This is a genomic window from Kitasatospora sp. NPDC004614 (assembly GCF_042873675.1).
Taxonomy (GTDB): Bacteria; Actinomycetota; Actinomycetes; order Streptomycetales; family Streptomycetaceae; genus Kitasatospora.
Genome location: NZ_JBIALR010000002.1, coordinates 405,451 through 427,342 on the forward strand (window position 1 = coordinate 405,451; position 21,892 = coordinate 427,342).

Below are 21,892 nucleotides of genomic sequence, written 5' to 3' on the forward strand. Positions count from 1 at the left end.
AAGGGATGTCTGCTCCTCGTCTGCGCCGCGTGGCCGTGCTGGTCCTGGACGGTGCGAAGCCGCTCGACGTCGGGATCCCGGCGCAGGTGTTCTCGACCCGCGCGAGCATGCCGTACGAGGTGCGGGTGTGTGGGGCGGCGCCCGGGCTGGTGGCGGGCGGGGACGGGCTGTCGTACCACGTGGCGCACGGGCTGGAGGCGCTGGAGTGGGCGGAGTCGGTGTTCGTCCCCGGCTACCGGCACCCCGACCGGGACGACCCGCCGGCCGCCGTGGTCGAGGCGCTGTGCGCGGCGCACGCCCGCGGGGCCCGGCTGGCGGCGATCTCCACCGGGGCGTTCGCGCTGGCCGCCACCGGGTTGCTGGACGGCCGCCGGGCCACCACGCACTGGCACTACACCCGGGCGCTGGCAGCGAAGTATCCGCGGGTGCGGGTGGACGAGAACGTGCTGTTCGTGGACGAGGGCAGCGTGCTCACCTCGGCGGGCGCGGCGTCCGGCATCGACCTGTGTCTGCACATGCTGCGCCGCGACCTCGGGGTGGCCGCGTCCAACCACACCGCGCGGCGGCTGGTGGCCGCGCCGTACCGCAGTGGCGGGCAGGCGCAGTACGTGCCGCGCAGCGTGCCGGAGCCGATCGGGGAGCGGTTCGCCGCCACCCGGGAGTGGGCGCTGCACCGGCTGGACGAGCCGCTGACGGTGCGGACGCTGGCCCGGCACGCCGCGGTCTCGCCGCGCACGTTCTCCCGGCGGTTCGTCGAGGACACCGGGTACACACCGATGCAGTGGGTGCTGCGGGCGCGGGTGGACTTGGCCCGGGAGCTGCTCGAACGTTCCGAGCGGAGCGTCGAGCGGATCGCCGCCGAGACCGGACTCGGTACCGGCGCGAATCTGCGTACGCACTTCCAGCAGATCCTCGGGACCACGCCGAGCGAGTACCGGCGGACGTTCACCAAGGGGGAGTGAAAGCGCTTTCCGTTCCCGGAGGGAAGGGGCTTTCCGGCGGCGGGGAAGACGGGGCGGAGGGGAAGCGCTTGGCGGCGGCGGGGGAGGCGGGGGAAAGCGCTTGCCGGTCGCGGAGGGGGCGGAGGGGAAGCGCTTGGCGGCGGCGGGGGAGGCGGGGGAAAGCGCTTGCCGGTCGCGGAGGGGGCGGAGGGGAAGCGCCTGGCGGCGGCGGGGGAGACGGGGCGGAGGGGAAGGGGCTTTCCGGCGGCGGGGAAGCGGTAGGAAAGCGGTTTCTGGGCGCGGAGGGAAAGCGTTTTCCCGTTGGGTTCGGTGGTTGGCACGATCCTTTCGAACCGTGGCACGGACGCCACTGCCACCGGCCCGGTCCGCGAGCGAAAGTGGAGGAGTCCACCCCGCTCAGAAGGACAGAAGGGCACCTGCCATGACCCGCATCGCCATCAACGGATTCGGCCGCATCGGGCGCAACGTGCTGCGCGCCCTGCTGGAGCGCGACAGCAAGCTGGAGGTCGTTGCCGTCAACGACCTGACCGAGCCGACCGCGCTGGGCCGGCTGCTGGCGTACGACAGCTCCTCGGGCCGGCTCGGGCGCCCGGTGACCGTCGAGGGTGATGTCCTGGTGGTGGACGGCCGCCGGATCAAGGTGCTCGCCGAGCGCAACCCGGCCGACCTGCCGTGGGCCGAGCTCGGTGTGGACATCGTGCTGGAGGCCACCGGCCGGTTCACCTCCGCGGAGGCGGCCCGGGCGCACCTGACCGCCGGCGCGAAGAAGGTCCTGGTGTCCGCGCCGTCCGACGGTGCCGACGTCACGCTCGCCTACGGCGTCAACACCGAGGCGTACGACCCGGCCGTGCACACCATCGTCTCCAACGCGTCCTGCACCACCAACGCGCTGGCGCCGCTGGCCGCCGTCCTCGACGAACTGGCCGGCATCGAGCACGGGTTCATGACCACCGTGCACGCCTACACGCAGGAGCAGAACCTCCAGGACGGTCCGCACCGCGACCCGCGCCGGGCCCGCGCGGCCGGCGTCAACATCGTGCCGACCACCACCGGTGCCGCGAAGGCGATCGGTCTGGTGCTGCCGCAGCTGGACGGCAAGCTGTCCGGCGACTCGATCCGGGTGCCGATCCCGGTCGGCTCGATCGTCGAGCTGAACACCACCGTCTCCCGCGACGTCACCCGCGAGGAGGTGCTCGCCGCCTACCGGGAGGCCGCCGGCGGCAAGCTCGCGGGCGTGCTGGAGTACTCGGAGGACCCGCTGGTCTCGTCCGACATCGTCGGCAACCCGGCGTCCTCGATCTTCGACTCGGAGCTCACCCGGGTCGACGGCCGCCACGTCAAGGTGGTCGCCTGGTACGACAACGAGTGGGGCTTCTCGCACCGGGTCATCGACAGCCTGGAGCTGCTCGCCGCGAGCTGACGCCACGGCAAGGGCTCGCACCGCTTGGACGGTGCGGGCCCTTTCGCGTGCCGGGGTCAGCCGGTCGGCAGGTCGAACGCGGCGGCGGCGAGGCGGAGTTGCGACTCGGAGGAGGCGCCGCGGCGGGAGGTCGGGGTGAAGGAGTAGACGAGGTCGCGGGAGCCGTCGCGGGTGCCGAAGACGGCGCTGGTGTACCCGGGGCGGCTGCCGGTCTTGCCCCAGAACTCGATGCCGGGGGCGGGGGAGAAGCGCATCAGGCCGGTGCTGAAGCAGGCCCAGCCGGAGGTGGGGCCGATGTCGCAGTGGTCGTTCTGGTTGTTCGGGACATGGGGGACGGCGAAGAGTTCGGCCTGCTGGGCGGGCGGCAGCAGCTTGCCGTGCAGCAGTGCGGACATGAAGCGGTCCAGGTCGGGCGCGGTGGAGATCATGCCGCCCTCGGCCCACGGCCACGGGCTCTGCCGGGTGACGTCCGCCAGGCCGGTGCTGCCGTCCGGGCGGGTGACGGCGAGGACGGCGTGCGCACTCGGGTTGGACAGCGAAGTGTCGGCGACGTCGGGCACCCGGGTGTGGTGCAGGCCGAGCGGGCGCAGGATCCGGGCGTTGACCTCGTGGCCGTAGCTGTGGCCGGTGACCTGCTCGATCACCATGCCGGCCAGGTAGTAGTTGACGCCGTTGTACTGCTGCGCGGTGCCCGGCTCGAACTGCTTCGGGTTGGCCATGATCCGCCTGACCACTTCCTGCGGGGTGAAGCTGTCGCTCGCGTGGGCGACGAACCACTCCGGGGTTCCGTCGTCGGGGAACTGCCCCAGGCCGGTCGGCAGACCGCTGGTGTGGTTGAGCAACTGCCGTACGGTGACGGCCGGGTAGCCGTCCGGCAGGGCGTCGGGCAGGTACTGCTGGACGGTGCCGTCCAGGTCGACGCGGTGCTCGGCGGCGAGCTGGAGGAGCACGGTGGCGGTGAACACCTTGGTGATGCTGCCGATCCGGAACTCCCCGTCGGCCTTCACCGGGCGGCCGGTGGCCGGGTCGCCGGTGCCGGAGGTGCCGGACCAGCGGCCGCCGTCGCCGTTCACCAGCACGACGGCGCTGGTGAGTTGGTCGTTCGGCAGGCCCGCGATGGAGGCGCGGAGCGCGGCCGCGTTCGGGGGCGTGGCGGTGGTGGCGGGTGCGGCGGAGGCGGTTCCGGCGGCGAGTGCGACCACCATCGCGCCGATCGCGGCCGTTCCCGCCAGCTTGCGTCCCGTGGTCTTCGCGCGCATCCCCGTGTCCCCCAACTTTTGTTTCTGCTGTGCCTGTTGACGTTGATCAGTGTTTCGTGGGGGTCGCGGCCCGGTCATCCGGGACGGACCCTGAGCCGCCCCCGAGGTCTGGCCCCGGTGCGGGTCAGGGGCGGCAGCCCGGTGTCGCAGGGGGTCAGTTCGCCGGCAGGTCGAACGCGGCGGAGAAGACCCGGTACTGGGCGGCGAACGGGGCGCCGAAGCGGCTGGTGGGAGTGAAGGAGTAGACCAGGTCGCGGGAGCCGTCACGGGTGGCGAAGACGCCGCTGGAGTAGCCCGGCCTGGTCCCGGTCTTGCCCCAGAACTCGACGCCCGGGGCGGGGGAGAAGCGCATCAGGGCGGTGCTGAAGCAGGCCCTTCCGGCGGTGGGGCCGATGTCGCAGTTGTGGTTGCGGAAGTTCGGGACGTCCGGGACGGCGAACAGTTCGGCCTGCTGGGCGGGCGGCAGCAGCTCGCCGTGCAGCAGCGCGGACATGAAACGCTCCAGGTCGGGCGCGGTGGAGATCATGCCGCCCTCGGCCCACGGCCACGGGCTCTGCCGGGTGACGTCCGCGAGGGTGGTGCCGCCGTCGGGGCGGGGGACGGCGAGCACGGCGTGGGCCGTCGGGTCGGGCAGCGAGGTGTCGTCGGCGGCGGGTGCCGAGGTGTGGTGGAGGCCGAGCGGGCGCAGGATCCGGTCGTTGACCTCCTGCGCGAAGCTGCGGCCGGTGACCTTCTCGATCACCAGGCCCGCCACGAAGTAGTTGGTGCCGTTGTACTCCTGGGCGGCACCGGGCATGAACTCCTTCGGGTGCGTCATCGCCTCGGCGACCACCTGCTCGGGGCTCCAGCGCGCGCCCGGGTGGGCGGCGAACCAGGCCTCGCTGCCGTCGTCCTCGCCCAGGTCGCCGCCGGTCGGCAGGCCGGAGGTGTGGTTGAGCAACTGCCGTACGGTGACGGCCGGGTAGCCGTTCGGCAGGGCGTCGGGCAGGTACTGCTGGACGGTGCCGTCCAGGTCGACGCGGTGCTCGGCGGCCAGCTGGAGCAGGACGGTGGCGGTGAACACCTTGGTGATGCTGCCGATCCGGAACCGGCCGTCGGCCTTCACCGGGCGGCCGGTGGCCGGGTCGCCGGTGCCGGAGGTGCCGGACCAGCGGCCGCCGTCGCCGCCCACCAGGGCGACGGCGCTGGTGAGTTGGTCGTTCGGGTAGCCCGCGATGGAGGCGCGGAGCGCGGCCGCGTTCGGGGGTGTGGCGGTGGTGGTGGGCGCGGCCGAGGCTGTTCCGGCGGTGAGGGCGACGACCATCGCGCCGATCGCGGCCGTGCCTGCCAGCTTGCGTCCTGTGGTGTTCGCGTGCATCCCCGTGTCCCCCAACGTCCGTTCCCGCTCTGCCTGTTGACGTGGAGAAGTCTTTCGCTCGGCTGCCGTCGGGTCATCCGGGGCGGACCCCGATCGGACCCGGAGTGTGGGCCCAGGGAGGCGTCAGGGGTGGTCCATCAGCTTGTGCTGCCAGGCCCAGGCGGCGATCTCGACCCGGTTGCGGGCGCCGAGCTTCTGCTGGACGGCCGTCAGGTGGCTCTTGACGGTGCTGAGGGTGATGAACAGGTCGGCGGCGATCTCCTGGTTGGTGCGGCCCCGGGCGATGGCGCGGACCACCTCGGTCTCGCGGGCGGAGAGCGGCCGGCCGGGCGGGGCGGCGGCCGGGGCGGTGGGGGTGGTGAGGCCGCGCAGCAGACGGAGGGTGAGGGAGGGCGAGATCAGGGCGTCGCCGGCGTGCGCGGCGCGAACCGCCTCGATCAGCAGGGCCGGTGCGGCGCCCTTGAGCACGAACCCGACCGCGCCGGCGTGCAGCGCGCCGTGGACGTACTCGTCGAGGTCGAAGGTGGTCACGACGACCACCCGCAGCGGGTCCTGGACGCCGGGGCCGGCCAGTGCGCGGGTGACGTCGATGCCGTCCAGGCCGGGCATCCGGATGTCTACCAGGCAGACGTCGGGGCGCAGCCGGCGGGCGAGTTCGACCGCCTCGGGGCCGTCGGTGGCCTCGCCGACCACGGTGATGTCGTCCTGGTCCTCCAGGATCAGGCGCAGGCCGCCGCGGATCATTGCCTGGTCGTCGGCGAGCAGGACGCGGATGGTCATCGGGTGGCGCCGTTCTGGCCGGGGGTGGCGGTGAAGTTGCGTTGGAGGGGGCCGAGTTGGGTGGGCTGCCGGTCTCGGGCGGCGGCGGGCAGGTCGCGGGTGGTCATCGGGCGGCGCCGGTGGGGGCGGGGAGTTCGGCGTGGACGGTCCAGCCGCCGGTGGGGGCGGGGCCTGCGGTGAAGGTGCCGCCGAGGGCTTCGACGCGTTCGCGCATGCCGAGGAGGCCGAAGCCGACCGGGCGGAGGTGGCGGGTGTGGCCGGGCGGGGCGTCGTCGGTGACGGTGACGGTGAGGGTGCCGGGCGGGTGGGCGACGGTGACCTGGGCGGTGCGGGCGTGGGCGGCGTGCCGGGCGACGTTGGTGAGTGACTCCTGGACGATGCGGTGCACGGTGGTGGCGACCTCCGGTGGCCAGGGTGTGGCGTTCTGGTCCGGGAGGTGCAGTTGGACGGTGGGTCCGTGGTCGTCGAACCGCCGTACCAGGGCGGCGAGTTCGGCGGTGCCGGGGGTGGTGGGCGCGGTTCCCGGGGTGTCGTCGGCGGCCCGTAGCAGGCCGACCACGCGGCGCATCGCGAACAGGGCGTCGGCGCCTGCCGTCTCGATGCCGGCGAGGGTCTCGTCCAGTTGCTCGGGGCGTTTGCGGGCGACGATCCGGGCGGCCTGGGTCTGGACCACGACGCCGGTGATGTGGTGGGCCACCAGGTCGTGCAACTCGCGGGCCAGCGCCAGCCGTTCGTCCCGGCGGACGGACTCGGCGGCGGCCCTGCGGCGGTGGTCGAGGAGCCGTAGGCCGAGGCCGGCGGCGAGGGCCAGCGCCCACACCTCGATGCCGATCCGGAACGAGGTGGCCGGGGCGGGGGCCGCCAGCAGGCCCGCCGTCATCAGGGCCAGTCCTGCCGCGCCGAGGGCCGCTGCCGGACGCCACGGCAGCGTCCGCACCGCCGATCCGCCGAGCACCAGCAGGCCCAATACGGCTGCCGCGCCGGGCTCCCCGGGCAGTCCCGCCTCCCGCGCGATCAGCGCCGCCGCACCGGCCACGGCCAGGCCGAGGGCCGCCGCCGCGCCGCGGTGCCGCTCCCGGCCCAGCGCCAGCGCGCACACCACGGCGCCGGTCGCCGCGTCCAGCGCCCACACCCGGCCCTGCGCCGCGTACTGCGCGGCCATCACCAGCAGTACCAGCGCGAATCCCGCGCCCAGCACCGCGTTCCCCACCATCGCCGTTCGCCTCACGGCCGCCACGGTAGGGGAATCCGCGGCCGCCGCGAACCGGCCGAAAGTACGACCCCGTTCCCGTCCGGACCGTACCTTCGGCCGCTGTGGGCGCCTGCCGCCGAACGGCAGCGTGGGGCCATGACCACATCACTGGCCGGTGCCGCGCTGCTCGCGGTGGCCGAGAAGACCGAACGCAGCCCGCTGCTCTACGCCTGGTGGGCGCTCCAACTGGGCGTGCTGATCGCGCTCGGCTGGGGCGGGTACCGCCTGGTGCGGGCCTGGCGGGCGCGGCGCGCCGAGCAGGACGCGGAGGACGGGCAGTGGTGACGCCGGTGCTGGAGACCGTCGGGCTCGGCAAGCGGTACGGGCGCCGACTCGCGCTCGCCGACGTCGAGTTGAGCATTCCGGCGGGTCGGGTGGTCGGCCTGGTCGGGCCCAACGGCGCCGGCAAGTCCACGCTGATGCAGCTGGCCTGCGGGCTGATCGGCCCGAGCTCGGGGCGGATCCTGGTGCACGGCACCGAGCCCGGTACCCGCCCCGACCACCTGGCCCGGGTCGGGTACGTCGCCCAGGACACCCCGGTCTACCCGGACCTCACCGTCGCCGAGCACCTGCGGCTCGGCGCCCGCCTCAACCCGCGCTGGGACGCCGCGCTCGCCGAACGCAGGCTTGCCCGCTCCGAGTTGGACCCCCGGCAGAAGGCCGGACGGCTGTCCGGCGGTCAGCGCGCCCAGCTCGCGCTGACCGTGGCCGCCGCGAAGCGCCCCGACCTGCTGATCCTGGACGAGCCCGCCGCCGCCCTGGACCCGCTGGCCCGGCACGCCTTCCTGGACCACCTGATGGAGTCCGTCACCGAACTCGGCGCCACCGCCCTGCTCTCCTCGCACGCCCTGCCCGACGTCGCCCGGGTCTGCGACCACCTGGTGGTGCTGGCCCGCGGCCGGGTCCAACTGCACGGCGACATAGAGCCGTTGATCGCTCAGCACGCCCGGCTGACCGGCCGGCCCGCCGCCCTCGACGCGCTCCCGGCGGACGTCACGGTGCTCACCCGCACCGACCCGGAGACCGCGCTGGTTCGTTTCGAACGGCCGCTGCCCGACGGGCCGTTCACCGTCACTGCGCCCGACCTGGAAGAACTCGTCCTCGCCCACCTGGCCCGCGCCGCCCGCCCCGGGCAGCCGGCCGCCGCCCGACCGGAGGCCCGTCGATGATCTGGCTGACTTGGCGCCAGTTCCGCACCCAGGCCCTGATCGGCCTGGCCGCGCTGCTCCTGCTGGGCGGCTACCTGCTGGTGCTCGGCCTCGACATCCAGCACGCGCACCAGGACGTCCTCGCGCACTGCGGTGGCCGGGACTGTGCCGGCCCGCTCGGGGCTTTCGCCGACCGCTACCGGCTGCGCACCGACCTGCTCGGCTATCTGCTGCTGGTGCTGCCCGTCGTTCTCGGCGTGTTCTGCGGTGCGCCGCTGGTCGCCCGCGAGTTCGAGGCCGGTACGCACCGGCTGGTGTGGAACCAGAGCATCACCCGCCGCCGCTGGCTGGCGGTCAAGTTGGCGGTGGTGGGCGGCAGTTGCACGCTTGCCGTCGCGCTCGTCTCGCTGCTGCTGGGCTGGGCCACCGGCCCCGTCGTCGCCGTCGAGGGCGCGCGTTTCGAGCCGGTGGCTTTTGCTTCGCACGGGCTGGTGCCCGCCGCGTACGCCGCTTTCGCGTCCGTGCTCGGGGCCACCCTCGGACTCCACCTGCGTCGGACCGTTCCGGCGATGGCCACGACGCTCGCCGTGTTCACCGCCGTCCAGCTGGCCGTTCCGGCCCTGGTCCGGCCGCACTACCAGGCGCCCGAGCGGACCAGTGTGCAGCTGACCGCGCCGATCGTCGCCAACCTCAGCAAGATCGGCACCTACGGCGACATCGGTGGCCTGCGCGTCCCCGGCGGCCCGTGGGTGATCGACACCAGCGCGATCCTCGACGAGAGCGGCGCACCCGTCGGGCACAGTGACTGGTTCCAGGACTGCATGGACCACAGTTCGCTCGCCGACCTGCCCCGCTGCCTCGCCGACCACCGGATCCACGTGGAGATCACCCAGCAGCCTGCCGACCGCTACTGGACCTTCCAGGTCGTCGAGAGCGCCCTGTTCGCCCTGCTCACCGCCTTTGCCGCCGCCCTTGCCGTCCGTCGGCTGCGCACCCGCGCCGACTGACCGGAGAATCGATCGGAAGAGCTGACAACCTTTCGGACGGGCTCGGGCGTGTGGTCGGTGTGACGCGAGGAACCGAGGACGACCTCTACACCGCTTTCGTCGCGGCCGCCTGGCCGCGACATCTACGGACGGCCACCCTGATCACCGGGGACCGGCTCCGCGGCGAGGAGTTGCTCCAGGACTGCCTGGTGAAGCTCTACGTCCGCTGGCACCGGATGGCCACCGACGACCCGCACGCCTACCTGCGGCGGATGCTCGTCAACGGCCACGTCAGCTGGTGGCGTCGGCGACGCCGGGAGACCCTCACCGCCGAGCTGCCGGACCTGCCCGGCAGGGCCGGCGACGAGTACGGCGAGACGGACGAACTGCACCGTGCCCTGCGCTCGTTGCCCGCCCGGCAGCGTGCGGTGGTGGTGCTTCGGCACCTGGAGGACCTGTCGGAGAAGGACACCGCCAGCGTTCTCGGCTGCTCCGTCGGCACCGTCAAGAGCCAGCACTCCCGGGCCCTGGCCCGGCTGCGCACGGCACTTCCGAAGAACCGGTCGAAGAACGAGGAGGCTGTCAGCCCATGAGCACCAACGACCATGAGGACCTGTCGCACGCGCTGGAGGTGCTGGCGGACCGCCAGCTCCCGCCCGGCTCCGCACCCACGGCGGACCTGCTGCGCCGGGGCCGCCGCAGCAAGCGGCTGCGTGCCGCCACCGTGACCGGCACGGCCGTCGCCGTCGGCGCGCTCGCGATGGGGACGCTGTTCATCGGCGGCCCGGGGGCCACCACCACGGGCATCGGGCCGGCCGCCGCTGCCGCGTCCGGGCCGGAGGCGTCGTCCAAGCCCTCGGGGGAGCCGTCGACCAAGCCTTCGGGGTCGGCCAAGCCGTCCGGCAAGCCGTCGGAGGTGAGCAAGCCCTCCGGCACGCCGTCGACCAAGACCAGCAACAGCCCGGTCCTCGATCCGAGGGTGAAGGAGCTGCTCACGGCGCGGATCCCGGCCGGTTACCGGATCGCCAACAGCTACGACGATCCGGACCCGGCGCCCGGATCGGGCGTGCGGTACCGGGTCGCGACGACGATGCTTCTCGTCAACGACGCGAAGAGCCCGGTGGAGGGCACCGACATCCGCCTCGAGATCAGCCACATGCCGGGAATGGCGCCCGGGACGACGTACCAGCCGAATCCGACCTGCGACGGGATGTCCAACTGCACCGTCACGCAGCGCCCCGACGGCAGCGTGCTGATGGTCAAGCTCCCCCCGGCGGCGGGCGATTTCTACCGGTGGTCGGCAGCCCTGTACCGCACCGACGGCAACATCGTCACCGCCAGCGCGAACAACTCCCCGATGATGGGCGGGCCGATCGTGCAGCCGGCTTTCAACGGCGATCAGCTCACGACCCTCGTCCTGGACCCGGTCTGGTCGAACGTGATCGACCAGCTGAAGGCCCAGTTCGGCTGATCCCGACGCGGGTCAGGGGCGCAGCAGCCCCCAGTACAGCGCCCACGGGACGAACGCCGCGCCCGAGAGCGCCAGTAGTCCGATCCGGACCCGGCTGCCGCTCGCCGGGCGGTTCCGGACGGCTGCGGCCACGGTGACGCCGGCCGCCACCACCGTTGCCGTGGCGGCCAGTTGCAGCACCAGCCAGGGGACGGGTCGGCCGAGCAGGACCGGTCCGGGCAGGGCGGCTGCCACGAGCGCCATGTACAGCAGGTAGACCGGCGTGCCGGCGACCGCGAGTGTGCCGGTCAGGGCGGCCCAGCGGGCCGCGCGGGGGAGGCCGGCCGGTGCGGGGCGGCGGCGAAGACGGCGGACGGTGCCGGTGACCAGGTGCCCGGCGAAGCCGAGCAGGCAGACGGCGGTCAGTGCGGCCTGCAGCCAGGGCGACTCGTACCAGTGGAGCGGGGCGAGCGGCCGGCTGGCGTACTGCTGCGCGGGGGCGGCGTCGACGGTGACCGGCGGCAGGCCGGTGGCCAGTCCGGTGATCCAGCGGGACTCGAACTCGGCGTAGTCGCCGGGCAGTTGGCTCGGCCGGTCGAAGCCGTCGTCGAAGGTGCGCCGGAGATTGTGGCGGACGTCCGGGATGGTGCGGATCGTGTAGTGGCGGTTGCCGCTGCGGTCCAAGGCCTCCCGGACGATCTGCTCGCTCTCGGCGGGCACGGCCTCGCGGTCCAGCGTCCCCCATTCGGCCAGTACCGGTACCTGGAGCCGCTCCCAGGCCGGTACCGGGTCGTAGTCCGCCTCCGGGAAGAGCTTGGCGGCGGCCAGCTCGCGGATCAGCGTGTGCTGCATGGTGGGCAGCAGCGAGCCGGTGATCCCGGCGTGCCGCAGGTACTCGCCGTACGCCCAGGCCTCCTGGCGGGACGGGCTGAGGCCGGACGCGCCCGCGGTCACCACGAAGGACACGTCGGTGGTGCGGCCCGCGGCCAGCGTGATCACCCATGCGCCCTCGGACAGGCCCCACAGGCCGACCCGGTTCGGATCGATCTCGGGCCGTGAGCGCAGGAGTTGGACGGCGGCGAGCGCGTCGTCCGCGAGCCGGCCGTAGTCCCGTTCGAGGGTGGAGTAGCCGGCCGTTCGCTTGTCCCAGATCAGCGCGGGGACGCCGTGTGCCGCGTAGGCCTCGGCGGAGGGCCGCAGTTCGTCCATGGTGACCGGCCCGGCCCCGGCGACCATCGCCAGTCCGGGGGCGCCGCTCGCGCCGTGCGGGGCGATCAGTTCGCCGTGCAGCCGGGTGCCGTCGGCGCTGGTGAACTCGACTGCAGTGTGGTCGAGTTGGGTGTCCGCCGCGGTGGCGGGGGTGGTGATCAGCAGGCCGAGCAGGAGGGTGATCAGTCCCAGCAGTGCGGTGCGGTGTGCCGTTCGGTGTCTGCCGCCCATGGCGTGGTCTCCCCGTGGTCGATGGTCGCTCCACCTTTTCCGATCGCGCGGCGCCGCGGGATGGGGCAGTCACCCGGAAGCTCAGGGGGGACAGCCCCCGGAAACGCCGACAGAGCTGACGTAGCGTCAGCTCCGGGGCGGGGCCGGGCGATTACTTCGGCTCGCGGTCGAACTGCGAGCGGGACCAGACGTAGCCGAGCACGGTGAGGGCGGCGCACCAGAGCAGGGCGATCCACCAGTTGTTGCCGATGTGGGTGCCGAGCAGCAGGCCGCGCAGCGTCTCGATGGCGGGGGTGAACGGCTGGTACTGGGCGATCGGCTGGAACCAGCCGGGCATCGAGTGCAGCGGGACGAACGCGCTGGAGATCAGCGGCAGCACGATCAGCGGCAGTGCGCTGTTGCTGGCGGCCTCCGCGTTGGGGCTGCCCAGGCCCATGCCGACGGCGATCCAGGTGAGGGCGAGCGCGACCAGCGCCAGCAGGCCGATCGCGGCCAGCCACTCCAGCACGGTGGCGTCGTGCGAGCGGAAGCCGATGGCGACACCCACCGCGCCGACCAGCAGCACGCTCAGCATCGACTGCAGCACGCTGCCGATCACCCGGCCGAACAGCACCGAGCCACGGTGGATGGCCATGGTGCGGAACCGGGCGACGATGCCCTCGTTCATGTCCGTCGCCATCGAGACGGCGGTGCCGATCACGGTGGAGCCGATGGTCATCATCAGGATGCCGGGCACCAGGTAGGCGACGTAGGCGGCGCGGCCGGCGCCGCCGCTCATCGCGTTGCCGAAGATGTAGACGAACAGCAGGAGCAGCATCACCGGCGTGAGCAGCAGGTTCAGGGTGAGCGACGGGTAGCGCCGGGCGTGCAGCAGGTTGCGCCGCAGCATGGTGGACGAGTCGCGGACGGCGAGGGCGAACGAGCTCATCGGACAGCCTTCTTCGAGGATGCGGCCGCGGCGGCCGGGGCGGTGGCGGTGGATGCGGCGCCGGACTGAGCGGCGTCGGGCTGGGCGGGGACGGCGGGTGCGCCGGTCAGCGCGAAGAACACGTCGTCCAGGTCGGGGGTGTGCACGGTCAGCGCGTCGGCCTCGACGCCCGCCGCGTCGAGCCGGTCGAGCACCGAGCGCAGCGCGCGCTGGCTGCCCTCGCTGGGGACCAGCAGGGTCAGCGACTCGTCGTCGCGGGCGCCCTCGGTGAGTGCGTCGGCGGCGGACCGGTACCCGGCCGGGTCGGTGAAGCGGAGGCTGACGTGGCCGCCCGGAACGAGGCGCTTGAGCTCCGCGGCGGTGCCTTCGGCGGCGATCACGCCGTTGTGCAGGACGGCGATGCGGTCGGCGAGTTCGTCGGCTTCATCCAGGTACTGGGTGGTGAGGAAGACCGTGACGCCGCCGGTGACGAGCTCCCGGATGATCTGCCACATGCCGTGCCGGCTGCGCGGGTCGAGGCCGGTGGTCGGCTCGTCCAGGAAGATGATCCGCGGGCTGCCGACCAGGGTCATCGCGATGTCGAGGCGGCGCTTCATGCCGCCGGAGTAGGTGGAGGCGGGCTTCTGGGCGGCCTCGGTGAGATCGAAGCGGGCCAGCAGCTCGGCGGCGACCCGGCGGCCCTCGGCCTTGGGCAGGTGGTGCAGGTCGGCCATCAGCAGCATGTTCTCCTCGCCGGTGATCAGGCCGTCGACGGCGGAGAACTGGCCGGTGACGCCGATCGCGGCGCGCACCGCCTGCGGGGCGGCGGCCAGGTCGTGGCCGCCGATCCGGATCGGCCCGCTGCCCGGGCCGGCGGAGATCAGGGTGGAGAGGATCTTGACGGCGGTGGTCTTGCCGGCCCCGTTCGGGCCGAGCAGGGCGAAGACGGTCCCTTCCGGGACGGACAGGTCGACGCCGTCGAGGACGGTCTTGTCCCCGTAGGACTTGCGCAGCCCCTGCGCCGCGATGGCCAGGCCGGTCATGGGAGAACTCCTTCTTCTGTCGCTGAGCTGGTGGGGCGGTGCGGGGTGGTGGTCAGACCGTGCGGGCGGTGATGTCGCCGTTCTTGGTGGTGGCGCGGATGGCGAGCGCGGGCACGTCGTCGGCGTTGCGCAGCGCGTTGTGGATGCGGCCGTAGCCGGTGCCGGCGTCCAGCGAGGCCGAGATGCCGCGGGCGGCGCCGACGGTGATCGACCCGGACTGAGTGGTGAGCGTCAGTTCGCCGCGCACCGCCTCGGTGACGGTCAGGTCGCCGCGCTGGGTGTCGAGCTGCGCCGAGCCGGTGAGCCGGCCGATTTCGACGGAGCCGTCCTGGAGGCTCAGGCGGCCGCCGGCCGTCTCGTCGAGCTTGACCTTGCCGCGGGCGCTCTCGTACGAGACCTCGCCGAGCCGTCCCACGCCGCGCAGTTCGGCGTCGGCGGCCTTCGCCTCGACCCGCGAACCGGACGGCAGCTGGACGGTCACCTCCAGCGCGCCGCTCGGGCCGAGCAGGCGGTGGTTCGAGGCGGCGGTGACGATCCGCAGCACGCCGTCGGTGAGGGACACCTCGGTCTGCTCGGCGGTCTGCACGTCGCGGCCCTTGGACGGGTTCGCGGGGCGCACCTCGACGACGGTGTCGGTGCGGTCGGCGGCGATCAGGCGGAGCTGGCCGGCCGGGATGTCGATGACGGCGGTGATCGTGGTGGGGGTGTCGAACTTCTGCATCGTGGACTCCGTCTGCGCGTCGTTTCTGATGGTGGAAACGCTACGTTGCGTTCATGAAGTCGGCAAGAAGGTTGTTGCAATCGATCAGTGTTTGCGCAGCTCAGGGATCATAAATCGTTGCAATGGTTCGTAGGATAACGCAACGACGGAAAGGCGCGCGTTGCAATGGGCTAAGGGTGAACGCTATGCTGGACCGCGTCACGCACCGATCGACCCGAGGAGACCGCGATGCCGGGAGGCAGGCTCACCCAGCAGGAACGCCAGCAGATCGCGCTGGGACTGGCCGACGATCTGGCGTACGCCGAGATCGCCCGCCGCCTGGACCGGCCGACCTCGACCATCACCCGCGAGGTCATGCGCAACGGCGGCCCCAACGGCTACCGGGCCGACCTCGCCCACCGCGCCACCGAACACCGCGCCCAGCGCCGCGCGGCGCTGCCCCGTGACCCGTACGCCGACCGGCCCGTCGACGGGCGCGACCCGGAGGCCGTGCGCGCCTACGAGGAGTCCGTCACCACGGTCTTCATGCACTCCGGGATGAGCCGAATGCCCGCCCGGGTGCTCGCCGCGCTGCTGCTCACCGACGAGGGCACCCTCACCGCGGCCGAACTCGCCCAGCGGCTTCAGGTCAGCCCGGCGTCCGTCTCCAAGGCGGTGGCCTTCCTGGACGAGCAGACCATGATCCGCCGCGAGCGCGACGACCGGCGCCGCGAGCGCTACGTGCTGGACGAGGACATCTGGTACCAGGCCACCCTCGCCAGCGCCCGCGCCAACTCCGCCGTGGTCGCCATCGCCCGGGAGGGCGTCTCCGTGCTCGGCCCCAGCACCCCGGCCGCCGCCCGGCTGGAGAACATCGCGCGGTTCCTCGACTTCGTCACCGAGAGCCTCTACCGGACGGCCGAACAGGCCCGCGACATCCTGTTCGTCAAGCCCGAGCCGAACGCCGACGCACCCGAGAGCGCCGAAGCCGCCGACACCCCCGAGGGCGGGGGCGACGGCGGCAAGCGCTGAACTGCGTTGCCCGGTCAGGTCTTTCGCCCGGCCGGGGCTTCTCGCCGGGCTGGAGCCTCTCGCCCGGCCTGGTCCGACCGTCCGGCCGGGCGGCCCAGGAACGCGGCGACCGCGGCCGCGCCGGCCAGCAGCGCGAGCCCGGCGACCAGCAGGGCGAGCCGGGTGCCGGAGCCGCCCGGGGCGGTGTTGGCCAGCGCGCCCAGCACGGCCACGCCGAGCACCGCGCCGGTCTGCCGGGCCGAGTTCAGCGCGCCCGAGGCGATCCCGGACCGCTCCTTGGTGACCGCGCCGACCACCGCCGTCATCAGCGACGGGATCGCGAACGACACCCCGAAGCCCAGCACCAGCAGCCCGGCCGCCATCGCCACCCGCGCGGCCGTCGAGTCCGCGGTCGCCGCGGCGGCCACCAGCACCCCGGTGCCCATCAGCAGGAATCCGGCGACGGCCGGGCGGCGGGCCCCGATCCGGCCCACCAGCCGTCCCGTGAAGACCGGGTTGAACGCTGTCGGCAGCATCAGCGGCAGGAACGCGACGCCCGCGCCGAGCGCGCTCAGGCCGTGCGCCCGCTGGAAGTGCAGCGAGAGCACGAACAGCACCCCGGACAGCCCGAAGTTCACCAGCAGCCCGGCGAACAGCCCGGTGGCGAGGGTCCGGTCGCGCAGCAGCCCCAGCGGGAGCATCGGGGCGAGCCGCGCGGCCTCCCGGCGGCGTTCGACCGCCACGAACGACCCGCCCGCCAGCGCGAACACCGTGAAACCGCCGAGCACCGGCAGCGACGCCCAGCCCGCCGGCTCGCTCTCGATCAGCGCCCAGGTCAGCCCGGTCAGCGCCAGCACCGCGCAGAGCTGACCCGGCAGGTCCACACCCTTCGCCGGCCCGGGCCGGTCCGCCGGGGCGTGGCGCACCGTCAGGGCGATGGCGAGCAGCGCCACCGGCACGTTGACCAGGAAGATCGCCTGCCAGCCGAACCGGTCGGTGAGCACCCCGCCCACCAGCGGCCCGGCGGCCAGCGCGCTGCCGCTGATCGCCGCCCACACGCCCATCGCCCGGGCCCGCGCCGCCGGTTCGCTCCAGGCGTGCGCGATCACCGCGAGCGAGGCCGGCAGCAGCAGCGCGCCCGCCGCGCCGAGCAGCGCCCGCAGCGCGATCAGTACGCCCATCGACCCGGCCAGCGCGCTCACCCCGGAGCAGGCGCCGAACAGCCACAGCCCCGCCAGGAACACCCGCCGCCCGCCGTGGCGGTCGGCCAGTGCACCGGCGGTGAGCAGCAGCGCGGCGAAGGTGAGGGTGTAGCCGTTCGAGACCCACTGCAGGCCGCCGAGCGAACCCGACAGGTCCGCGCCGATCGCGGGCAGCGCCACGGTCACCACCGTGGTGTCCAGCATCACCATGAAGTAGCCGAGCGAGATTCCGAGCAGCAGCAGCCCGTTCCCGCGCCGGGCGTCGGTCCGTCCACCGGGCACAGCTGTCCCCCCGAGGGTGCGAAGAAGAGTGGATGCGACGGGCGCGCCGGACGACGGCGGCGCCGCGGTTCGCCGGGCCGGTTGTGAGCGGCGGGCGATCACTGAAATTCTTGCCGCGGCACGGCGGTTGAGGAAGCGGAAGCTTCCGATGGCACCCATCGCCGGAGCCGATGACGAAGCCGGCCCGGGCCGACTCGGCCGACGACGAGGAGCGGACACCGTGGAACTGCGCCATCTCCGGACCTTCCGCACCGTCGCCCGGACGCTCAACTTCACCCGGGCCGCCGCGGAGTTGAACTACGCCCAGTCCAGCGTCACCGCGCAGGTGCAGGCCCTCGAGGCGGAACTCGACGCCAAGCTGTTCGACCGCAGCCACCGCCAACTGTCGCTCACCCCGGCCGGCGAACGGCTGCTCGAGTACGCGGACCGGATGCTGCTGCTCGCCCAGCAGGCCCGCACAGCCGTCGAGCAGGAGGACGGCCGGCCCGGCGGCCGACTGGTGATCGGCGGACTGGAGACGCTGTGCGCCCACCGCCTGCCCGCCGTCCTCGCCCCGTACCGCCGCGAGTTCCCCCAGGTGCAGGTCGCGGTCCGCCAGGGCAACCGGGGCGAGCTGTACGACGCGGTGCGACGCGGCGAGATCGACGTGGCACTGACCTTCGGCCGGGCACCCCAGGACGAGCTGACGGCCAGTGAGACGCTGGCCGGCGAACGGCTGATGGTGGTCGCTCCGATCGGCCACCGGCTGGCCCAGCACCCGCAGCTCGGCGGGCCGGAACTGCGCGGCGAACCCTTCCTGGCCACCCCGCCCGGCTGCGGCTTCCGGGAGATGCTGGACGCCCTGATCGGGAGCCTCGGCCCGGACGCCCCCGTGATCGACACCGAGCTGGCCGGCATCGCCGCCCTCCGCCAGTGTGCCGTGGCCGGGCTCGGCTGCGCCCTGCTGCCCGAGCTCGCGGTGGCCGACGCGGCGGCCCGCGGCGAACTCGCCGCCGTCCCGGTGCTCGGCGACGCCGCCCGGACCACGATCACCATGAGCTGGCTGCGCAGCGCCGAACTCCGGCCCGCCGTACCGGCGTTCCTCGCTACCGCGCGCGCCGCGTTCGCCCGGATGGCGGTGGCCTGACGCGCGATCAGGGCGCGAACGGAGCCGCGCAGGTGACCAGTTGGGCGCGGGACGGGAGCAGTCGGTCGAGCACGAACGCGTGCACCTCCGGGTCCGGGTCCGCGATGCCGTCCGACAGTACGTGCAGGCGGTAGTCGCGGTCGGCCGCGTCCAGGACGGTGGACAGTACGGCGCCGCCGGTGCTGAGCCCGCCGACGATCAGGGTGTCGATGCCGCGGGCCCGCAGCCACCGGTCGAGGTCGGTGGTGGACAGCGCGCCGAGGCGGGTCTTGCGGGCCACCAAGTCGTCTGGCTGCGGGGCGAGTCGGGGGTGGAAGGCGGCGCCCGGGTCCTGGTGGTGCAGGGCGCGGTACCGGGCCACGGCGGCGAACGTGGTGTTGGCGGCGGGGACGGCCGCCCAGTCGTCCTCGGTGAACGCGGCCCGCACGTGGGCCACCGCGCCGCCCTTCGCGCGGACCTCGGCGACGGCCCGCTCCAGCCGGTCGAGCAGCGGACCGGCCTCGGGGACGGCGGACAGGACGGCCGGCTGGCAGTCCAGCAGGAGCAGCGCGGTGTTCTTCACGGGAGTCTCCTCACTCCTAAGGGGGTGATCAGGCGCGGTTGTTGAGCAGTGCGGGCTCGCGCGGCGGCGCCGGTTCGAATCAGGCGCGGTTGTTGAGCGGCGCGGGCTCGTGCGGCGCTGCCGGTTCGCGGCGGGGCAGCAGCAGCGGGGTGGCCAGGGCGAGCAGGCCCGCGACGGCCAGCGTGGTGCGCGGGCCGGTCAGGGTGGCGAGCAGGCCGCCGAGCGCGGTGAGGGCGGCGATGGCGGCCTGCTGGCCGATCGACCAGGCCGAGAGCGTGCGGGCGACCAGGTGCTGCGGGGTACGTTCCAGCCGGTAGGTGGCGAGCACCGGCGTGAACAGGCTCATGTTGACGATGATCGCCAGCTCGACGGCCATCACCGTGACCAGTCCGACCACGCCGGGCCGGACGAAGGCCAGCCCGACCAGCCAGACGGCGCGCAGCGTGCCGATCGTCCGGAACACCCACGTCCGGCCGTACCGCGCCACCACCCGCGGGGCCAGCCGGGAGCCGATCAGTCCGCCGAGGCAGGGAGCGGCGAAGGCCAGGCCGTACTGCCAGGCGGGGAAGTGGAGTTGGCGCAGCAGTAGGACGGCGAGGACCGGTTCGGTGGCCATGATCAGGCCGGACACCAGCAGGTTGTTGAGGTACAGCGCGCGCAGCCCGGGGTCGCCCAGCAGGTGCCGCCAGCCGTCCAGCAGCGATCCGGCCGTGCCTGTTTCGCGCCGCCGGGGTGCTTCCTCGCGGTCGCGGATCGCCGTCAGGCCGAGCGCCGACAGCAGGTAGCTGCCCGCGTCGGCCAGCACCGTGATGACCGGCCCGAACGCGCCGATCGCGGCCCCGCCGAGTGGCGGCCCGATGGCGATCGAGCTCCAATTCGTCGACTCGAAGCGGGAGTTGGCGACCAGCAGGTCCTCCGGTCGGACCAGTGCCTTCAGGTAGGCGCCGCTGGCCGCGCCGAACGCGATCTTCGCCGCGGCGACCACCGCCGACACCGCGAACAGCTGCCCGATGCCGAGCACCCCGAAGGCGTACCCGAGCGGGATCGACGCCATCGCGCCGAACCGGACCAGGTCGGCCGCGATCATCACCGGCCGCTTGCGCCGGAACTCCACCCACGGCGCGAGCGGCACCGCCAGCATCGCCCCCACCGCCGGGCCCACGGCCGACAGCGCCGACACCTCGGCGGGCCCGGCGTGCAGCACCAGCACCGCGATCAGCGGCAGCGCCCCGAACCCCAGCCCCGACCCGTACGCGCTCACCGCGTACGACGCCCACAGCCACCCGAACCGTCGTCCCAAGGACCGCCTGCCCACCGCCACCCCCGCCGACCGTACAAACCTTCGTTGACCATGGAGAGCCAACCGGGCCGCACAAGCGCAGGTCAAACAACTGAGGAGGGCCGACTGTACAACCAGTGGTTGTTCACTAAGGTGGGGCAACGTGGACCTCGAAGCCGTACGCACCTACCTCGCCGTCGCCGAGGCGGGCCAGTTCCAGAAGGCCGCCACCGACCTGGCGATCACCCAGCAGGCCGTCTCCAAGCGCATCGCCGCCCTCGAACGCGACCTCGGGGTCCGGCTGTTCATCCGCACCCCGCGCGGCGCCGAGGCCACCATCGACGGTCAGGCGTTCCTCCCGCACGCCCGCGAACTGCTGCGGGTCGCCGAACGCGCCGTCGCTTCCGTGCACGCCGCCCGCCGCCCGCTCCGGGTGGACGTGATCAACCTGCGCGGCGCCGCGTCGGGCCTGCTGCGCGACTTCCACCGCAGCCACCCCGATACCGAACTCGACGTGGTGAAGCTGCTCGACATCGACGAGGCCGTCCGCGCCGTCCGCTCCGGGGCCATCGACGCCACCTTCCGTGCCGTCGCCGCCCCGGGCCGGCCGCTGCCCGACGACCTCGCCGCCGCCCGGGTGATCGACGAGCAGCTCCAGCTGCTCACCGGCCCCGACCACGCCCTCGCCGAGGCCCGCTCGGTGACGCCACGCGAACTCGTCGGCCACCGGATCTGGATGCCCGGCATCCTCCCCGGCTCCGAGTGGGCGGCCTACTACGACGACCTGGTCGCCGAGTTCGGCCTCACCATCGAGGCCACCGGCCCCAACTTCGGCTCCGACGCCCTGCTCGACACCATCGCCGACACTCCCGCACTGGCGACCTTCCTCAGCGACGGCACCCGGCTGGTCTGGCCGGAGAGCCACGGCCTGCGCCGGATCCCGCTCACCGACCCGACGCCCGTCTACCCGCACTCCCTGGTGTGGCACCGCGACAACCCGCACCCGGCACTGGCCGCCCTGCGCGCCCACCTGGCCGCCACCAAGGCCGCCCACGACGCCCCCGGCACCTGGGTGCCCGACTGGGTGCAGCGGGACTGAGCACGGCTCAGAGCAGCGCGCGCAGGTACTTCTCGAACGCGGCCGGCGCCGACAGCATCGGGAAGTGGTCCGCCTCCGGCAGCTCCGTCAGCGTCGCGTCCGGTGCCTGCGCGGCCAGCCGCCGGGCCCACAGCCGGGTCGCCTCCAGGTCGCTTCCGCCGACCAGAACGCTTACCGGGACAGCGAGTTCGGCGAACCGGGTTTTGACGGGCGGGTCGAGTTCACGGCCGAGATACTCCTCGTCCGGCAGCGTCATCAGGTGGGAGTTCGCCACCTCCAACCCGAACCTGTTCCTCGACAAGTGCGCCGTCCTGCACCCGCCCGACCGGCCCACCGCCGTGCTGCACCCGGTGACGCCCGCCGTCCGTCCGGACGCCGCTCCCGACGGCCTGCTCGCGCTGCTCGGCCCGGCCCGCACTCGAGCTCTCCGGGCTGTCGCCCAAGGCCCGTGCACCACCACGGAGTTGGCCGCCACGCTCGGCATCGCCGCACCGTCCGCCTCGCCGCACACCAACGCGCTGCGAGCCGCCGGACTGATCACCACCACCCGGCAGGGGCGCCAGGTGCAGCACGCCCTCACGCCGCTCGGGCACGCGCTGCTCGACGCGAACCCGTGACGGCGACCCG

23 protein-coding genes are annotated in these 21,892 nt (G+C 73.4%); 11 read left to right on the forward strand and 12 right to left on the reverse strand.

The genetic code is table 11. From position 1 onward, the window contains the following. Positions 1-5 precede the first annotated feature (5 nt). Positions 6-962 carry a GlxA family transcriptional regulator gene (locus ACFYST_RS07340; protein ID WP_387639388.1) on the forward strand — a complete coding sequence of 319 codons (957 nt, stop codon included), beginning with the start codon at positions 6-8 and terminating at the stop codon, positions 960-962. A gap of 421 nt (positions 963-1,383) precedes the next feature. Continuing rightward, complete coding sequence (gap, locus tag ACFYST_RS07345; protein WP_387639385.1) at positions 1,384-2,382, forward strand: type I glyceraldehyde-3-phosphate dehydrogenase; 999 nt, start codon at positions 1,384-1,386, stop codon at positions 2,380-2,382. A 56-nt stretch (positions 2,383-2,438) separates the two neighbouring features. Here the strand turns inward: gap and ACFYST_RS07350 are convergent, their stop codons facing one another. From ACFYST_RS07350 to ACFYST_RS07365, 4 genes are all read right to left on the reverse strand, one after another. Then, the gene (locus tag ACFYST_RS07350) at positions 2,439-3,641 is read right to left on the reverse strand and encodes a serine hydrolase domain-containing protein (RefSeq protein ID WP_387860650.1); all 1,203 of its coding nucleotides are present in this window, start codon (positions 3,639-3,641) and stop codon (positions 2,439-2,441) included. A 154-nt stretch (positions 3,642-3,795) separates the two neighbouring features. Continuing rightward, positions 3,796-4,998 (reverse strand): serine hydrolase domain-containing protein, encoded by a 1,203-nt coding sequence (locus tag ACFYST_RS07355; protein WP_387860652.1) that lies wholly within the window; start codon positions 4,996-4,998, stop codon positions 3,796-3,798. Between the two features lie 123 nt (positions 4,999-5,121). Then, positions 5,122-5,778 carry a response regulator gene (locus ACFYST_RS07360; protein WP_387640692.1) on the reverse strand — a complete coding sequence of 219 codons (657 nt, stop codon included), beginning with the start codon at positions 5,776-5,778 and terminating at the stop codon, positions 5,122-5,124. A 103-nt stretch (positions 5,779-5,881) separates the two neighbouring features. Beyond that, entirely contained in the window at positions 5,882-7,006 is a 1,125-nt protein-coding gene (locus tag ACFYST_RS07365; RefSeq protein WP_387860655.1) for a sensor histidine kinase, read from the reverse strand. Between the two features lie 120 nt (positions 7,007-7,126). Here ACFYST_RS07365 and ACFYST_RS07370 point away from each other — a divergent pair, with 120 nt between their 5' ends. The 5 genes from ACFYST_RS07370 to ACFYST_RS07390 are packed head-to-tail and all read left to right on the forward strand — an operon-like array spanning position 7,127 to position 10,635. Next, positions 7,127-7,315, forward strand: a complete 189-nt coding sequence (locus tag ACFYST_RS07370) for a hypothetical protein (RefSeq protein ID WP_387860658.1) — start codon at positions 7,127-7,129, stop codon at positions 7,313-7,315. Beyond that, positions 7,312-8,199 (forward strand): ABC transporter ATP-binding protein, encoded by an 888-nt coding sequence (locus ACFYST_RS07375; protein ID WP_387860660.1) that lies wholly within the window; start codon positions 7,312-7,314, stop codon positions 8,197-8,199. The genes ACFYST_RS07370 and ACFYST_RS07375 overlap by 4 nt, the downstream gene beginning before the upstream one ends. Beyond that, entirely contained in the window at positions 8,196-9,185 is a 990-nt protein-coding gene (locus ACFYST_RS07380; protein WP_387860662.1) for a hypothetical protein, read from the forward strand. Before ACFYST_RS07375 ends, ACFYST_RS07380 begins: the two co-directional genes overlap by 4 nt. A 59-nt stretch (positions 9,186-9,244) precedes the next feature. Continuing rightward, complete coding sequence (locus tag ACFYST_RS07385) at positions 9,245-9,757, forward strand: SigE family RNA polymerase sigma factor (protein ID WP_387639367.1); 513 nt, start codon at positions 9,245-9,247, stop codon at positions 9,755-9,757. Next, on the forward strand, positions 9,754-10,635 hold the full coding sequence (locus ACFYST_RS07390; RefSeq protein WP_387860665.1) for a hypothetical protein: 882 nt from the start codon (positions 9,754-9,756) through the stop codon (positions 10,633-10,635). The genes ACFYST_RS07385 and ACFYST_RS07390 overlap by 4 nt, the downstream gene beginning before the upstream one ends. Positions 10,636-10,647: 12 nt before the next feature. On the opposite strand, the gene ACFYST_RS07395 is transcribed toward ACFYST_RS07390, so the two are convergent. From ACFYST_RS07395 to ACFYST_RS07410, 4 genes are all read right to left on the reverse strand, one after another. Next, positions 10,648-12,054, reverse strand: a complete 1,407-nt coding sequence (locus tag ACFYST_RS07395) for an alpha/beta hydrolase family protein (RefSeq protein WP_387860668.1) — start codon at positions 12,052-12,054, stop codon at positions 10,648-10,650. A 151-nt stretch (positions 12,055-12,205) separates the two neighbouring features. Continuing rightward, positions 12,206-12,982, reverse strand: a complete 777-nt coding sequence (locus tag ACFYST_RS07400; protein WP_387639360.1) for an ABC transporter permease — start codon at positions 12,980-12,982, stop codon at positions 12,206-12,208. Beyond that, complete coding sequence (locus ACFYST_RS07405) at positions 12,979-14,004, reverse strand: ATP-binding cassette domain-containing protein (protein WP_387860671.1); 1,026 nt, start codon at positions 14,002-14,004, stop codon at positions 12,979-12,981. The genes ACFYST_RS07400 and ACFYST_RS07405 overlap by 4 nt, the downstream gene beginning before the upstream one ends. 52 nt (positions 14,005-14,056) lie before the next feature. Then, positions 14,057-14,725 (reverse strand): DUF4097 family beta strand repeat-containing protein, encoded by a 669-nt coding sequence (locus ACFYST_RS07410; protein WP_387860673.1) that lies wholly within the window; start codon positions 14,723-14,725, stop codon positions 14,057-14,059. A 228-nt stretch (positions 14,726-14,953) separates the two neighbouring features. Here ACFYST_RS07410 and ACFYST_RS07415 point away from each other — a divergent pair, with 228 nt between their 5' ends. After that, positions 14,954-15,736, forward strand: coding sequence for a helix-turn-helix domain-containing protein (locus ACFYST_RS07415; RefSeq protein ID WP_387639353.1), 783 nt, complete (start codon positions 14,954-14,956; stop codon positions 15,734-15,736). A 14-nt stretch (positions 15,737-15,750) separates the two neighbouring features. On the opposite strand, the gene ACFYST_RS07420 is transcribed toward ACFYST_RS07415, so the two are convergent. After that, positions 15,751-17,199, reverse strand: coding sequence for an MFS transporter (locus ACFYST_RS07420; protein ID WP_387860675.1), 1,449 nt, complete (start codon positions 17,197-17,199; stop codon positions 15,751-15,753). A 220-nt stretch (positions 17,200-17,419) separates the two neighbouring features. On the opposite strand from ACFYST_RS07420, the gene ACFYST_RS07425 reads away from it, so the two are divergent. Continuing rightward, positions 17,420-18,325: a LysR family transcriptional regulator gene (locus tag ACFYST_RS07425; RefSeq protein ID WP_387860678.1), complete on the forward strand. Its 906-nt coding sequence runs from the start codon at positions 17,420-17,422 to the stop codon at positions 18,323-18,325. Between the two features lie 7 nt (positions 18,326-18,332). On the opposite strand, the gene ACFYST_RS07430 is transcribed toward ACFYST_RS07425, so the two are convergent. Then, on the reverse strand, positions 18,333-18,887 hold the full coding sequence (locus ACFYST_RS07430) for a cysteine hydrolase family protein (protein ID WP_387860681.1): 555 nt from the start codon (positions 18,885-18,887) through the stop codon (positions 18,333-18,335). 79 nt (positions 18,888-18,966) lie between these two features. Further along, a complete protein-coding gene (locus ACFYST_RS07435) occupies positions 18,967-20,187 on the reverse strand; it encodes an MFS transporter (protein WP_387860683.1) in 1,221 nt (406 codons plus the stop codon). A gap of 142 nt (positions 20,188-20,329) precedes the next feature. On the opposite strand from ACFYST_RS07435, the gene ACFYST_RS07440 reads away from it, so the two are divergent. Beyond that, positions 20,330-21,265, forward strand: a complete 936-nt coding sequence (locus ACFYST_RS07440) for a LysR family transcriptional regulator (protein WP_387860685.1) — start codon at positions 20,330-20,332, stop codon at positions 21,263-21,265. A gap of 7 nt (positions 21,266-21,272) precedes the next feature. Here the strand turns inward: ACFYST_RS07440 and ACFYST_RS07445 are convergent, their stop codons facing one another. Next, complete coding sequence (locus ACFYST_RS07445) at positions 21,273-21,566, reverse strand: alpha/beta fold hydrolase (protein ID WP_387860688.1); 294 nt, start codon at positions 21,564-21,566, stop codon at positions 21,273-21,275. 49 nt (positions 21,567-21,615) lie between these two features. Here ACFYST_RS07445 and ACFYST_RS07450 point away from each other — a divergent pair, with 49 nt between their 5' ends. After that, a complete protein-coding gene (locus ACFYST_RS07450; protein WP_387860691.1) occupies positions 21,616-21,882 on the forward strand; it encodes an ArsR/SmtB family transcription factor in 267 nt (88 codons plus the stop codon). Positions 21,883-21,892: the final 10 nt, after the last annotated feature.